At 72.1% G+C, this 13,399-nt stretch carries 12 protein-coding genes; 4 read left to right on the plus strand and 8 right to left on the minus strand.

All coding sequences use genetic code 11. From position 1 onward, the window contains the following. Nucleotides 1-11: 11 nt before the first annotated feature. The 3 genes from ACIQGQ_RS04915 to ACIQGQ_RS04925 all read right to left on the minus strand — a co-directional run bounded on the left by ACIQGQ_RS04915 (nucleotide 12) and on the right by ACIQGQ_RS04925 (nucleotide 3,346). Nucleotides 12-1,271: an FAD-dependent oxidoreductase gene (locus ACIQGQ_RS04915; protein ID WP_366291227.1), complete on the minus strand. Its 1,260-nt coding sequence runs from the start codon at nucleotides 1,269-1,271 to the stop codon at nucleotides 12-14. A 154-nt stretch (nucleotides 1,272-1,425) separates the two neighbouring features. Continuing rightward, nucleotides 1,426-2,727 (minus strand): deoxyguanosinetriphosphate triphosphohydrolase, encoded by a 1,302-nt coding sequence (locus tag ACIQGQ_RS04920; RefSeq protein WP_402390741.1) that lies wholly within the window; start codon nucleotides 2,725-2,727, stop codon nucleotides 1,426-1,428. A gap of 193 nt (nucleotides 2,728-2,920) precedes the next feature. Beyond that, nucleotides 2,921-3,346: a nuclear transport factor 2 family protein gene (locus tag ACIQGQ_RS04925; protein WP_402390742.1), complete on the minus strand. Its 426-nt coding sequence runs from the start codon at nucleotides 3,344-3,346 to the stop codon at nucleotides 2,921-2,923. 86 nt (nucleotides 3,347-3,432) lie between these two features. Here ACIQGQ_RS04925 and ACIQGQ_RS04930 point away from each other — a divergent pair, with 86 nt between their 5' ends. Both ACIQGQ_RS04930 and ACIQGQ_RS04935 read left to right on the plus strand, forming a co-directional pair. Then, nucleotides 3,433-3,999 carry a TetR family transcriptional regulator gene (locus tag ACIQGQ_RS04930; RefSeq protein WP_402390745.1) on the plus strand — a complete coding sequence of 189 codons (567 nt, stop codon included), beginning with the start codon at nucleotides 3,433-3,435 and terminating at the stop codon, nucleotides 3,997-3,999. 73 nt (nucleotides 4,000-4,072) lie between these two features. After that, on the plus strand, nucleotides 4,073-4,753 hold the full coding sequence (locus tag ACIQGQ_RS04935; RefSeq protein WP_402390748.1) for a vancomycin high temperature exclusion protein: 681 nt from the start codon (nucleotides 4,073-4,075) through the stop codon (nucleotides 4,751-4,753). 7 nt (nucleotides 4,754-4,760) lie between these two features. On the opposite strand, the gene ACIQGQ_RS04940 is transcribed toward ACIQGQ_RS04935, so the two are convergent. The 5 genes from ACIQGQ_RS04940 to ACIQGQ_RS04960 form a co-directional block, all read right to left on the minus strand. Further along, complete coding sequence (locus tag ACIQGQ_RS04940; RefSeq protein WP_402390750.1) at nucleotides 4,761-5,372, minus strand: NADPH-dependent FMN reductase; 612 nt, start codon at nucleotides 5,370-5,372, stop codon at nucleotides 4,761-4,763. Nucleotides 5,373-5,494: 122 nt separating this feature from the next. Then, nucleotides 5,495-7,174 (minus strand): ABC transporter family substrate-binding protein, encoded by a 1,680-nt coding sequence (locus tag ACIQGQ_RS04945; RefSeq protein WP_402390752.1) that lies wholly within the window; start codon nucleotides 7,172-7,174, stop codon nucleotides 5,495-5,497. 60 nt (nucleotides 7,175-7,234) lie between these two features. Then, nucleotides 7,235-9,319 carry a dipeptide ABC transporter ATP-binding protein gene (locus ACIQGQ_RS04950; protein WP_402390755.1) on the minus strand — a complete coding sequence of 695 codons (2,085 nt, stop codon included), beginning with the start codon at nucleotides 9,317-9,319 and terminating at the stop codon, nucleotides 7,235-7,237. Further along, nucleotides 9,316-10,230: an ABC transporter permease gene (locus ACIQGQ_RS04955; RefSeq protein ID WP_402390757.1), complete on the minus strand. Its 915-nt coding sequence runs from the start codon at nucleotides 10,228-10,230 to the stop codon at nucleotides 9,316-9,318. The genes ACIQGQ_RS04950 and ACIQGQ_RS04955 overlap by 4 nt, the downstream gene beginning before the upstream one ends. A 1-nt stretch (nucleotide 10,231) precedes the next feature. Further along, complete coding sequence (locus ACIQGQ_RS04960; RefSeq protein ID WP_402390760.1) at nucleotides 10,232-11,215, minus strand: ABC transporter permease; 984 nt, start codon at nucleotides 11,213-11,215, stop codon at nucleotides 10,232-10,234. Between the two features lie 599 nt (nucleotides 11,216-11,814). On the opposite strand from ACIQGQ_RS04960, the gene ACIQGQ_RS04965 reads away from it, so the two are divergent. Next, nucleotides 11,815-12,612 carry a hypothetical protein gene (locus tag ACIQGQ_RS04965; RefSeq protein WP_402390763.1) on the plus strand — a complete coding sequence of 266 codons (798 nt, stop codon included), beginning with the start codon at nucleotides 11,815-11,817 and terminating at the stop codon, nucleotides 12,610-12,612. A gap of 162 nt (nucleotides 12,613-12,774) precedes the next feature. After that, nucleotides 12,775-13,398 carry a class F sortase gene (locus ACIQGQ_RS04970; protein ID WP_402390766.1) on the plus strand — a complete coding sequence of 208 codons (624 nt, stop codon included), beginning with the start codon at nucleotides 12,775-12,777 and terminating at the stop codon, nucleotides 13,396-13,398. Nucleotide 13,399: the final 1 nt, after the last annotated feature.

Below are 13,399 nucleotides of genomic sequence, written 5' to 3' on the forward strand. Positions count from 1 at the left end.
GCCGGCCCGGCTCAGACCAGGGACTCCAGGGGTACGGACGGGTCCCCCAGGGCCTCGGGGTCGGTCTGGCGGCCGGACCTGATCAGTGCCTGCACGGTCTCGGTGACGTCCCACACATTGACGTTCATCCCGGCCAGCACCCGCTGGTCCTTCAGCCAGAAGGCGATGAACTCCCGCTTTCCGGTGTCGCCCCGGACCACCACCTGGTCGTAGCTGCCGGGCGGCGCCCAGCCGGAGTATTCGAGGCCGAGGTCGTACTGGTCGGAGAAGAAGTACGGCACCCGGTCGTAGGCGACCTCCTGGCCGAGCATGGCGCGGGCCGCGGCCGGGCCGCCGTTCAGGGCGTTGGCCCAGTGCTCCACCCGCAGCCGGGTTGAGAACAGCGGATGGGCCACGTTGGCCACGTCCCCGGCGGCGAAGATGTGCGGGTCGCTGGTGCGCAGCGAGGCGTCGACGGCGATGCCGCCGCCGTCCGCACGCGGGGCCATGGCGAGGCCGGCGGTCTCGGCCAGGGCGGTGCGGGGGGCGGCGCCGATCGCGGCGAGCACGTCGTGGGCGGGGTGCTCCTCGCCGTCGTCGGTGCGGACGGCGAGGACCAGGCCGTCCTGGCCGATGATCTCGGTGAGGCGGACGCCGAAGTGGAAGCGGACCCCGTGGTCGCTGTGGAGGTCGGTGAAGAGCTGGCCGAGCTCGGGGCCGAGGACCCGGTGGAGCGGGGTCGGCTCCGGCTCCATGACCGTGACCTCGGCGCCGTATCCGCGGGCCGCCGCCGCGACCTCCAGGCCGATCCATCCGGCCCCGGCGATCACCAGGTGGCCGTTGTCGCGGCCGAGTGCGGAGAGCACGTTGCGCAGCCGGTCGGCGTGGGCGAGGCGGCGCAGGTGGTGGACGCCGGCCAGGTCCGTGCCGGGGATCTGGAGGCGGCGCGGCTCGGCCCCGGTGGCGAGCAGCAGCTTGTCGTAGTGGACGACGGTGCCGTCGCCGAGCCGGACGGTGCGGGCCTTGCGGTCGAGGGCGGTGACCGGCTGGCCCAGGTGCAGCTCGATCTCGGCGCCCGCGTACCAGGCGGGCTCGTGGACGAAGACGCTGCCCCGTTCCTCCTTGCCCGCCAGGTAGCCCTTGGAGAGCGGGGGCCGTTCGTAGGGATGGTCGCGTTCGTCGCCGAGCAGGATCACCCGGCCGCTGAATCCCTCCGTCCGGAGCGTCTCGGCCGCCTTGGCTCCGGCCAGTCCTCCGCCGACGATGACGAACGTCTGGTGTGCGTCGACCACGTGATGCCTCCTCGGTGCTTGCTGCGCTCCGCCGCCTGCGAGCCTCCCGCACGCGGCGTGATGGCGGTAGGGGTGTACCCGGTCACCAGTCTGGTGGGACCGGCCCGCCGGGCGGGGTGCGGCACGCGAGCCCGGCCCGACCAGGACGGATTGGTCAGGCGAGCGCCGCGTGCAGGGACCGGGCGGAGGCGTCGGTGAGGGAGGCGATCTGGTCGACCAGGACGCGTTTGCGGGCGGTGTCGTCGCGGGCGGCGTCGAAGAGCGCCCGGAACTGCGGCTCCAGCCCCTCGGGGGCGCTGGCGGTCAGGGCGGCGGCCAGTTCGGCGATGACGACCCGCTGCTCGGCGCGGACCGCCTCCTGCTCGGCGCGGCGCATCACGTACCGGTCGGCGACCGCCTTGAGCACCGCGCACTCCAGGCGGGCCTCGCGGGGGACGACCAGCTCGGCGGTGTAGCGGCCGAGGCGGCCGGTTCCGTACGCCCGGCGGGTGGCGCGCTCGGCGGCCAGGCAGAACCGGCCGATCAGCTGGCTGGTGGCGTCCTTGAGCCGGGCCTGGGCGACGGCCGTCCCGTCGTAGCCGCGCGGCCACCACTCCTGGGCGGTGAGCCGGTCCAGCGCCTCGGTCAGCTCGGCCGGGTCGGTGTCGGCCGGTACGTAGCGGCCGAGGGCGACCGCGGGGATCCCGTCGCGCTCGGAGGGGGCGCAGAGCCGGTCGGGGTCGATGTGCCCGGCGTGCAGCCCGTCCTCGAAGTCGTGCACGGAGTAGGCGACGTCGTCGGACCAGTCCATGATCTGGGCCTCGAAGCAGGTGCGGTGGACGGGAGCGCCCTGGCGGGCCCAGGTGAAGACCGGGAGGTCGTCCTCGTAGACCCCGAACTTCGGGGAGCCGGGGTCGGTGGGGTGTCCGCCGCGGGGCCAGGGGTACTTGGTGGCGGCGTCCAGGGCGGCGCGGGTCAGGTTGAGGCCGACGCTGACCGGTTCGCCGGTGCGGGTGTCGGGGACGAAGCGCTTGGGCTCGATCCGGGTCAGCAGGCGCAGCGACTGGGCGTTGCCCTCGAAGCCCCCGCAGTCCGACGCGAAGTCGTTGAGCGCCTGTTCGCCGTTGTGCCCGAAGGGCGGATGGCCCAGGTCGTGGGCGAGGCAGGCCGTCTCGACCAGGTCGGGGTCGCAGCCGAGCGCGGCGCCGAGCTCCCGGCCGACCTGGGCGCATTCGAGGGAGTGGGTGAGCCGGGTGCGCGGGCTGGCGTCCCAGGAGCGGCCGACGGTGCCGGGGGCGACCACCTGGGTCTTTCCGGCGAGCCGTCGCAGCGCGGCGGAGTGCAGTACGCGGGCGCGGTCGCGCTGGAACGCGGTGCGGCCGGGCCGTTTGTCCGGCTCGGTGTCCCAGCGCTCGGTGTCCGCCGGACCGTAGGGGTCCGTGCCGTACGAGCTGTGCGTGCCGTGCGTACCGTCCATGGTTCCGACAGTAGACGGCCGCACCGACAGTGACGCTCCGGGCACTCCAGACGTTCCGGATGCTCCGGGGCACTCCGCCACCGCCCTGTCGCGACGGCGTCGGTCGTCCGCCCTCGCGCCGGCCCGGGTGGGCTGGATCGAGTGGGACGGGTATCCCGGGCAGGGCCGAACGGGCCGAGTGCTGCCCGGGTCCTCAGTCCCTGGCGTCGGCAACGCCCAGTCCGTCCATGTAGTCGCGGACCCGCGTGATCAGTCCGTCGCGGACGTGGAGTATCAGGAGACCGGGAACGGTGAACGTGGTGGTCCTGGTCGGCAGCGTTCCCACCACGACATGCTCGGCGACGATCACTTCGGGGTCGGAGGTCTCGTAGGCCGTGACCCTCCTGACCTCCTCCACCTGAACGGGGCTGGCGCCCCAGGCCGCCCGGTAGCCGGCACGCACGGCCTCACGGCCTTCGAAGCTCGGCGGGAAGCCGGGTGAGGAGAACGGGAACACGTGCACCGCGTCGACGGCGTAGAGATCGGCGAGATCGTCCGGGGACTTGTCGAGCATGGCCTGGTAGTAGCAGGTCAGCACCTCGCGAGGGGTGCGGGCAGCAGGGGTATCCGGATGCGACACGGTGACCGTTCCATTCGCTCAACACTTGTTGACCCGCTCACCGTAGGGTCGGCCGGAATTTCGGTCAACGGCTGTAGAGTGAATCGGTGTCCACTTCTCACCAGTCCCGGGCCGACCGACGCCGGGCAACCGAGGTGCGCATCCTCGACAGCGCCCGGGAGCTGTTTGCCGAGAAGGGGTACGAGCGCACCACCATTCGCGCCGTGGCGGCCGCGGCGAGCGTCGATCCGGCCCTGGTCATGCAGTACTTCGGCTCGAAGCGGGGGTTGTTCGGCCAAGCCGTGCGGGTGGCCCCCGCCGCGCTGACGGCCACCGACACCGACGAGATCGTCGAGCAGTTGCTGACCTCGCTCGGCCTCAAGCTCGGCGGCCTTCCCGAAGGCACGCTGGCGATGATGCGGTCCATGCTCACCGACCGGACCGCGGCCGATCACGTCCGTGCCGCTCTCGGCCGGCAGATCGACAGCGTCGGTGCCGCTCTGCCCGCCGCCGAGGATCCCGAGCTGCGCGCCGCGCTGATGGTCAGCGTGCTGCTGGGCGTGACCATCGGCCACCAGTTCCTCGGCCTGGCCGCGCTTCGTGGGGTTCCCGCGGACCGCATCGCCGCGTTGCTCCGCCCGGCCGTCAAGGCCCTGTCGGGACCGCCGAAGTGAAGTCGGTTCGAGAACCTTTTCGATCTCCGGATCGTCCTTCAGGTCGTAAAGGTGAGGAACGGGAGGGTTCGGTATGCGGGTGGAACGGCCCGGGTGGCTGCGGACGCGGCGTGGGCAGCGGCGGGCCGTGCAGGGGGTGATGGCCGCGTGCGTACTCGGACTGGCGCCCATGACCTGGACGTACGCGGCCGCCGGCGCCCGGGTCGGGACGGTCGCGGACGCGCCCTCGCGCCAGGTGGCGGTGGTGTTCGGGGCCGGCCTGTGGCAGGGCAGGCCGTCCCCGTACCTCGCCAACCGGCTGAAGACCGCCGCCCAGCTGTACCGGGACGGCAAGGTGCGGGTCGTGCTGGTGACCGGCGACAACAGCCGCGAGGAGTACGACGAGCCGGACGCCATGCGCACCTACCTCAGGGAGCACGGGGTGCCGGACCGGCGCATCGTGAGCGATTTCGCCGGTTTCGACACCTGGGACTCGTGCGTGCGGGCCAAGAAGATATTCGGGGTCGACCGCGCGGTGCTGGTGAGCCAGGGCTTCCACATCCGCCGGGCGGTCGCCCTCTGCCGGACCGCCGGGATCGACGCGTACGGGGTCGGCGTGGACGCGGTCCACGACGCGACCTGGTATTACGGCGGGACCCGGGAGGTGTTCGCCGCGGGGAAGGCGGCGCTGGACGCGCTCCTCGACCGCGATCCGCACTTCCTGGGCCCGCGCGAGACCGGGATCGTGGAAGCCCTGGGGGCGGACGCGCCCTGACGGGCGGTCAGCCCGCGTAGGGGTGCGCGGCCCTGGCCCCGCGCAGCGCCCTCCCCCACCACAGCAGCTGGTCGAGCAGCGCCTTGGCCGCCGCGTCGCTGCCCTCCGGGTCGCGGAGCCGGCCCCGCTCGTCGAAGAGGGCGCCCGCGTTGTGGAAGGAGACCGTCTCGCGGACGGAGACGGCGTGCTGCTCGGCGAAGACCTGCCGCAGGTGCTCCACGGCCCGCAGGCCGCCGGAGACCCCTCCGTACGAGACGAAGCCGACGGGCTTGGCCTGCCATTCGTCCCGGTACCAGTCGATGAGGTTCTTCAGCGGGGCCGGGTAGGAGTGGTTGTACTCGGGGGTGACGACGACGAAGGCGTCGGCCGCCGCCAGCCGGGGCGCGACGGCGTCGAGCCGGGCCTGCGCGTCCGGGGCGGGCCGGAAGGAGATGGCGGTCGGGAGGTCGGCCTCCGCGACGTCGATCAGGTCGGTCTCGATGTCGGGGTGGGCCCCGGTGTGGGTGAGGAGCCAGTCGGCGACGACCGGGGCGAACCGGCCCTCGCGGTTGCTGGCGAGGATGACCGCGACCTTCAGGGGTGCGGTGGCGGGCGTCGTGGGCACTGTGGTGAGGTCCATGCGAAGAGCCTCGTACCTCAACAAGGCTTGAGGTCAAGCCCGTTCGGGGATCCGTCCCCGGACGCACCGCGCCCCGGTGCGGCCGGGCGGCCGTACCGGGGCGGAGAACCGTGCGCGTGCGGTTACTTCTCCCAGCCGATCGTCTCCGGGAGCGGGCTGTAGAAGATGGTGGCGCCGACGTTGGCCAGGCCCTTCTTCACGCTGTACGTGGACGGACCGCTGAACAGCGGCAGGAAGGCGTACTGCTGGAGCGCCTCGCGCTCGACCACGTTGGCGGCCGCGGCCTGCTTGTCGAGGTCGGCGATGCCGAGGACGTCCCGGATCTTCTTGTCCAGCTCCGGGGTGCCGGAACCGGTGATGTTGGAGTCACGGTCGGAGCAGTAGAAGTCGCACAGGTAGCGGGCGCCGTACGGGTCCATGGAGCGGTTCCCGGACAGGAAGAGGTCGAACCTGCGCTCGCTGAGGACCTTCGCGAAGTCCGCCGCGTCGGCCTTCTTGACGACCAGTTCGACGCCGGCCGGCTTCAGCATCGCGGCGAAGGCACCGGCGATGGCCTTGTCCAGCGGGTCCTCGCCGACGATGGTGTAGCCGACCGTCAGCTTCTTGCCGTCCTTGGCGCGGATGCCGTCGGCGCCGGGCTTCCAGCCGGCCTCGTCGAGGGTCTTCTTCGCCTCGTCCGGCGCGTACGTCAGCACCTTCGAGACGTTGTCCTCGTAGCCCTTCTGGAAGCTGTACAGCACGGCCGAGCCGGGCAGCGGCTCCGTGTAGTCGAGCCCCTGGAACTGGATCTTCGCGATCTGGGAGCGGTCGACGCTCTGCTGGATGGCCTTGCGGACGGCCTGGTCGGCGAGGGTCGCGGACTTGGTGTTGAAGTAGAGCGAGTACTCGAAGGGGGAGCCGCCGCTGCGGATCTCCGTCCCCTTCAGCCCCTTGAGCTGCTTGAGGCTCTCGGCGTCGACGGCCGAGGTGTAGTCGAGCTGGCCGTTCTTGAAGGCGTTGACGGCGGCGGTCGACTCCAGGTTGACGTAGACGCGCTTGTCGAGCTTGCCCTTCTTCCCCCACCACTTGGGATTGCGGACGAAGGTGATGTTGCCGGAGTGGGTGTTCCACTCGCCGACGGTGTACGGACCCGCGCCCCACTCCGGGTGGGCCTTCTTGATGTACGCCTTGTTGAAGTTGGCGACGGTGGCCGCCTTGGGGTGCAGGAAGGTGCTGAACAGGGTCGACCAGGCGGAGTCGACGCCCTTGAAGGTGATGACGGCCTGCTTGGCGTTCTCGCCCTTGGCCACCGAGGTGATCTGGCTGTAGCCGTCGGTGGTGGAGGCGTCGAAGCCCTTGTCGGAGCCGTTGTTGGCCTTCCAGGTGGCCTCGATGGCGGTCCAGTCGATCGGGGTGCCGTCGTTGAACGTGGCCTTCTCGTTGATCGTCAGGACGACCTTCTGGTTGCCGCCCTCGGTGGTGACCTTCACATCGCTGTAGTAGTCCGGGTTGTACTGCACCTCGCCGGTGGGCGCGTACGTGATCGCGTCGGCGTTGTACCAGGCCCAGACCCGGGACGCGGTCAGGGTGGCGTTGACGTTGAACGGGTTGCCCTGGTCGTCGAAGGTCCCGGCGCTGGTGTACGTGCCGCCGTCCTTGACCTTGTCGTACGGGACGGGGTTGTAGTCGGTCACGGACGAGGCGGCCTTGGGGGCGTCCTTGCCCGTCGCGCCCCCGTCCTTCCCGGACGAGGAGTCGCACGCGGTGGCCGCGACCGAGACGGCGGCGACGAGGGCGAGGGGCAGGGCAAGTCTTGCGCGCATGGCGGAGGGGTTCCTTACTGGTTCGGTGGTAGGGGGCGTGCTCAGGGGGTGCGGGCGGGCTCAGACGGCGTGGCAGGCGTACCGGTGGCCGGGGCGCGCGGCCACCTCCGTGGTCTCGGGGCGCTCCGTGCGGCAGCGGGCCTTCACGTCCTCGTCGGCGAGGCGGTACAGCGGGCAGCGGTCGACGAAGACGCAGCCGGCCGGCGGGCGGGTGGCGCTGGGCTGCTCGCCCTGGAGCACGATCCGTTCGCGGGCCCGTTCCCGTCCCGGGTCGGGCACCGGGATCGCCGACAGCAGCGCCCGGGTGTACGGGTGCTTGGGGTCGGAGAAGATCGCCTCGGTCGCGCCGGTCTCGACGATGTGTCCGAGGTACATCACCGCGATCCGGTCGGAGACGTACCGGACCACGGCCAGGTCGTGGGCGACCACCAGGTAGGCGAGTCCGAGTTCGCGCCGGAGCCGGGCCAGCAGGTTGATCACCCCGGCCTGTACGGACACGTCCAGCGCCGACAGCGGCTCGTCGAGCGCGAGCAGCTTCGGCTCGGTGGCCAGGGCCCTGGCGATGCCGATCCGCTGGCGCTGGCCGCCGGAGAGCGCGGCCGGGAAGCGGCCGCTCACCGTGGGGTCGAGGCCGACCAGCGCGAGGAGTTCACGGACCCGGGCGGTGATCGCCTCCCGGTCCTTCCCGGCCGCCCGGAGCGGCTCGGCGAGCAGTTCGAAGACGGGCAGTCGCGGGTTCAGCGCCCCGAGCGGGTCCTGCATGACGATCTGTACGTCCTGCCGCAGCTCCCGGGCGCGGGCGGCGGACTCGGCCGTACCGGTCTCAGTGCCGGAGACCTCGATCCGGCCGCCCTCGGGCCGCTTCAGCCTCAGGACCTCCATCAGGGTGGTGGTCTTGCCGCTGCCCGACTCGCCGACCAGGCCGAGGGTCTCTCCGGCGCGCAGCTCGAAGCTCACCCCGTTGACGGCGTGCAGGGTGCCGACCCGGCGCCGGAGCAGCGCGCCCTTGGTGACGGGGAAGGTCTTGACCAGGTCCTCGACCCGGAGCACCACCTCGCCCGCGGCCGGCTCACCGGCCCCGTCGGACGGTTCGTCCGGTACGGGGTCCCCGGCCGGGTCCAGGGTTCCGGCGAGGATCTCGTCGGCGCGCAGGCAGGCGGCGTGGCCGTGGCCGGTGATCTCGCGGAGGGCTGGCTCCTCGGCCCGGCAGGCGTCCTCGGCCACGGCGCAGCGGCTCGCGAAGGGGCAGCCCGCCGGGAGGTCCACGAGCGCGGGCGGTTCGCCGCCGATCGGGACCAGGGGCCGGTGGACGCCGCTGTCCACGGTGGGCACGGCGGCGAGGAGGCGGGCGGTGTAGGGCATCGCGGGACGGCGGAACAGCTCGTCGACACCGGCCCGTTCCACGATCCGGCCCGCGTACATCACGGCGACGTCGTCGGCATGGCCGGCCACCACGCCGAGGTCGTGGGTGATGAGGACGAGCCCGGCGCCGGTCTCCCGCTGGGCGAGCCGCAGCACGTCCAGGATCTGGGCCTGCACGGTGACGTCGAGGGCGGTGGTGGGTTCGTCCGCGACGAGCACCGAGGGCCGGTTGGCGATGGCCATCGCGATGACGACGCGCTGGCGCATGCCGCCGGAGAACTCGTGCGGGAAGGACTTGGCCCGGCCCCGGGGGTCGGGGATGCCGACCAGGTCGAGGAGTTCGACGGCCTGTTCCCAGGCGGCCTTCTTCGTCAGGTCCTGGTGGACGCGGAGGGCGTCGGCGAGGAGCCGGCCCACGGAGAAGATCGGGGTGAGCGCGGAGAGCGGGTCCTGGAAGACCATGCCGATGGAGTTGCCGCGGATCGCGGAGAGCTCCTTGTCGCCGAGGCCGACCAGGTCGCGCCCGCCGAGCAGCACCTGGCCGCTCACCTCGGCGGAGGCGGGCAGCAGGCCCATCACGGCCATCGCGGTGGCCGACTTCCCGGAGCCGGACTCGCCGACGATGCCGAGGGTCCGGCCGGGCAGCAGGTCGAAGCCGACGCCGCGCACCGCTTCGACGGGCCCGGCCTCCGAGGGGAAGGTGACGCGCAGGTCCCGTACCGAAAGGACCGGTTCGGCGGTGGCGGGAGCGGCCTGGGGCCCGGCCTGGGTGGTGATGGTCATCGTCGGCCTCCTGCCGCACCGGTCACGGACGTGGGGTCGAGGGCGTCGCGCAGCCCGTCGCCGACGAAGGTCATCGACACGGTGAGCAGCACGACCAGCCCGGCGGGGAAGGCGAAGAGCCAGGGGGCGCTGGTGACGGTGGACGCGCCGTCGGCCAGCATCGTGCCGAGGGAGACGTCCGGGGTCTGGACGCCGAAGCCGAGGAAGGACAGGGCGGTCTCGCTGAGCACGGTCGCCACGACGCCGAGCGTCAGGTTGACGATCAGCAGCGAGCCGAGGTTGGGGATGATGTGGCGCAGGATGATCCGGGAGGCGCGGACACCCATGAACTCGGCGGCCGTGACGTAGTCCCGTTCCCGCAGCGAGGTGGAGACGGACCAGACGACCCGCGCGGTCGACATCCAGCCGAAGACGGTGAGGACGACGATGAGGACCCGCCAGTCCCCGGCCAGCCGGTGGGAGACCAGGGCGAGGATCAGGAACGAGGGGACGACCAGCAGGAAGTGGATGAGGGCGAGGGTCGCCTTCTCCACCCGGCCGCCGAAGTACGCGGCGCTGGAGCCGATGACCGCGGCGACGACGACGGTGAGGACGGAGACGCTCACCGCGATCACCAGGGAGCGCTGGAGCCCGTGGACGGCGGAGGCGTAGACATCGTTGCCGCCCTGGTTGGTGCCGAACCAGTGGGTGCCGCTCGGCGCCTGGGTGAGCGCGGCGAAGTCGACGTCGGAGTACGTGTACGGGGTGAGCAGCCCGCCGAAGGCGCTGAACAGCACCAGCAGCAGGAAGATCACCACACCGACGACGGCGAACCGGTTGCGCAGGAATCGCCGCAGGTAGAGCCGGCCGAGGCCCGGATGGGGCGTGCCCCCGGTCTCCTTCGGGGTTTCGGTCCCAAGGTCTGTCGCCACGTCAGTTCACCCTCACTCGGGGGTCGAGGAAGACGGTGGCAACGTCCGCGAGGATCGCACCGATCGCGGTGAGGACGGCGGCGAAGGCCGCCGTCGCGACCGTGCCGTGCACGTCGTTCTTGCTGATGGTCTGGATGAAGTAGCGGCCCATGCCGTTCCAGCCGAAGATCGTCTCGGTGATGACGGCGCCGGTGAACATGGCCGGGATGCTGAACGCCACGGAGGTGGCGGTCGGGATGAGCGCGGCGCGCAGGGCGTGTCTGCGGATCGCCCGGGACCGGGTGAGGCCGGTGGCCTGGGCGGTCCGGACGAAGTCCGCGTTGATCGTGTCGAGCAGCAGGGAGCGCTGGGTCAGGTGGTAGCCCACGTAGCCCATGAGCGTCAGGCTCACGGTCGGCAGGATCAGATGCAGCAGCCGGTCACCGATCGTCGCGAACACCCCTTGTACGTCGGGTGAGTTCTCCCCGGCGACGTAGAGGAAGGTCAGCCCGGCGTGCTGGTTGAGCCAGATGGCCACGAAGACCACGGCGAGCGCGGCGACGGCGGTCGGGACGTTGAAGACCGCGATGGACACGGCCTGGGTGATCCGGTCGGCCCAGCCGTACTGCCGCGAGGCGGTGTACACGGCCAGTCCGACGCCGATGACCACGGAGAGGACGGTGGCGATGATGACCAGTTCCCCGCTGATCAGCGCCCGGTAGCCGATCTCGCCGTTGACGGCGACGCCGGTGGGCGACCGGCCCCAGTCGAAGTGGAGCACCACCGAGGTGAACCAGTCCCACCAGCGGTGCAGCACCGGTTCCTGCGGGCTCAGGTTGTACGGCGCGAGGGCCCGGTCGATCTGCTCCTCGGTACGGACCGGACGCAGCTCCCGGAAGTTCGCCCGCGGGTCCAGGAACCAACTGGCCAGGAAATACGTGGCGTTGGTCGCGACCACGATCATCAGCAGCCAGCCGGCCGCCTTGCGGATCACATAGCGGAGCACGTGCGCCACCTCCTCCCCGCGCGCGGAAGGCGCATCTCGGGGATGCCGGATCGAAGGGGCGTGTGCATCTGCGGCGTGGGCTTTCTATGGACGGACCATGGGCACGAATGTGCGAGTTCCAGCCTGACGTGCGCCCACGCACGGGCACTACCGATTCGCCGCCCCCGCCATCAGATCTACACACTGCCGAAGCATTCGGTCGCTGTACGTAGCGGATCACTCGGATTCGGACACGCTCCGGCGCGAATCCGCCCCCGCCGGGCCCAGGGGGGCGGGCTCGGCGGGGGCGGCAGCCGGGGGCGGCCGTGACACCGTCCCGTGGGGGGTGTGGAACATGTGCCCGGCGACCGCAGAGTCATGCATGTGACGTACGCCACACCGCACGCACCTCGTGTCACCCGATCGGCACCGGATGGCAAAGGACTGACCACATCCACCCCGATCACGGCCGTGACCTGCACGATCGCACCTTGGCAAGGACGGCGCGCCGGTCCGTGCGGGTGAAAGCTGACCCGGTGTCAGCAGGCGTGCACGGCGTGTCGCCCGTTAGCTCGTGGTCAGGACACACCGACTCGTGACCATCGCCGGAGGAACCCCCCATGCGCCCTGTCCGCATAGCGACCGGTACCGCCGCATCCGCGGTCACCATAGCCGCGCTCGGCCTCCTCGCCGCCGGGCCGTCGGCCTACGCGGCCGGGGCCGACGCACCGCAGTCCGGTCCGGCCCAGGCCGCGTCGCGCACCGACGAGGACCCTCCGGGCGACGAGTCCGGGAACGGCGCCGAGGAACTGTTCCCCCTCGACGTCCTCTCCGGGCGCCAGGTGCCCTCGCTGCTCGACGCGGTGGGCGGGGGCGGCGCCTTCTCCGGATTCGGCGACGCCTCCGGGGACGGGGACGGGAGCGGGTACGGGGACGGAGGAGACGGCAGGGACTCGGACCGGGGCGGCGGCGGCCACGACGGGGGCGGCGGCCGGGGCGACTCGTCCGGTCGCGGCGACCACGCGTCGGGCCACGACAGCGGCCCGGACGGACGCGAGCCCTCGGGTGGCCGGGACTCCTCGCACGGGGACTCCTCGCGCGGTGACTCCGGACGGGATTCCTCGCGCGGTGACTCCGGACGGGACTCCTCGCACGGGGACTCCGGCCGGGGCGACAAGGAGGATCAGGGCCGCCGCGACGACGGCCCCGGCGACGGGCGCGAGACCCCGGGGCGCGGGGACGCACCGTCCGGTCATCGCCCCACCGGCCCCACCGGGCATGTCGGAACCGGTGTCGGCGGCAGTGTCCGCTCCGACACCACCCAGATCGCGGCGGGCGCCGGCGTACTCGCCGTGGCCGCCGTCGGCGGAGCCTGGCTCCTGCGTCGCCGGGCGAGCGGCACGCAGAGAGCCGGCTGACGGAGCCGGATTCACGGCTCCGTACCGCCCGGTGCCCGTCCCGGTGGCCGCGTGCCACCGGGACGGGACCGTTCCCGTACCGCCGGCGTCCGGTGCGCGCCCCGACGCGTACCGCCGGTGCCCGGTACGCGCCCTTCCCGTACCGCCGACCGGAGGACGACCGTGTCCCAGAAGGCCAAGGGCTGGCTGCTGGCCATCGCAGCGCTGGCCGGTGTCTGGCTGATCCGCAACGGTGCCGACACCCAGCTGGTCCCGCCCGGCCCCACCGCCGCCCAGGCCTTCGCCGACGGCCCCGTACCGCAGCCGGGCTCCCTGCTGGCCGCCCCGCTGAAGCCGTCCGCCCCGGTCCGCCTGCGCATCCCGAGCATCCGGGTGGACGCCCCGGTGACGCGGCTCGGTCTCGGGCCCGGCGGCCGGCTCGACGTACCGCCGGCCGCGAACCGCAATGTCGTCGGCTGGTACAAGGACGGCACTCCCCCGGGCTCCGAGGGCAGCGCCATCATGGCCGGGCACGTGGACAACGCGGAGGGCCGCTCGGTCTTCTACGACCTCGGCGCCCTGCGCAAGGGCAGCACGGTGGAGGTGGTCCGCCAGGACGGCCGCACCGCCGTCTTCTCGCTCGACGCGGTCGAGGTCTACGAGAACGACGCCTTCCCCGACAAACGGGTGTACGGCGCCGCCCCCTTCGCCTCACTGCGGCTGATCACCTGCGGCGGCGGCTTCTCGAAGGCGACGGGCTACCAGGGCAACGTGGTGGCGTACGCGCACCTGACCGCCGTCCGCTGAG

This window comes from Streptomyces sp. NPDC092952, from assembly GCF_044754785.1.
Classification (GTDB): domain Bacteria; phylum Actinomycetota; class Actinomycetes; order Streptomycetales; family Streptomycetaceae; genus Streptomyces.

What these genes read in the sequence shown, in the direction of transcription:
- ACIQGQ_RS04920 (WP_402390741.1), bottom strand. Translation starts at nt 2,727, where the DNA reads ATGGACGGTACGCACGGCACGCACAGCTCGTACGGCACGGACCCCTAC.
- ACIQGQ_RS04965 (WP_402390763.1), top strand. Translation starts at nt 11,815, where the DNA reads ATGCGCCCTGTCCGCATAGCGACCGGTACCGCCGCATCCGCGGTCACC.
- ACIQGQ_RS04945 (WP_402390752.1), bottom strand. Translation starts at nt 7,174, where the DNA reads ATGCGCGCAAGACTTGCCCTGCCCCTCGCCCTCGTCGCCGCCGTCTCG.
- ACIQGQ_RS04950 (WP_402390755.1), bottom strand. Translation starts at nt 9,319, where the DNA reads ATGACCATCACCACCCAGGCCGGGCCCCAGGCCGCTCCCGCCACCGCC.
- ACIQGQ_RS04935 (WP_402390748.1), top strand. Translation starts at nt 4,073, where the DNA reads ATGCGGGTGGAACGGCCCGGGTGGCTGCGGACGCGGCGTGGGCAGCGG.
- ACIQGQ_RS04940 (WP_402390750.1), bottom strand. Translation starts at nt 5,372, where the DNA reads ATGGACCTCACCACAGTGCCCACGACGCCCGCCACCGCACCCCTGAAG.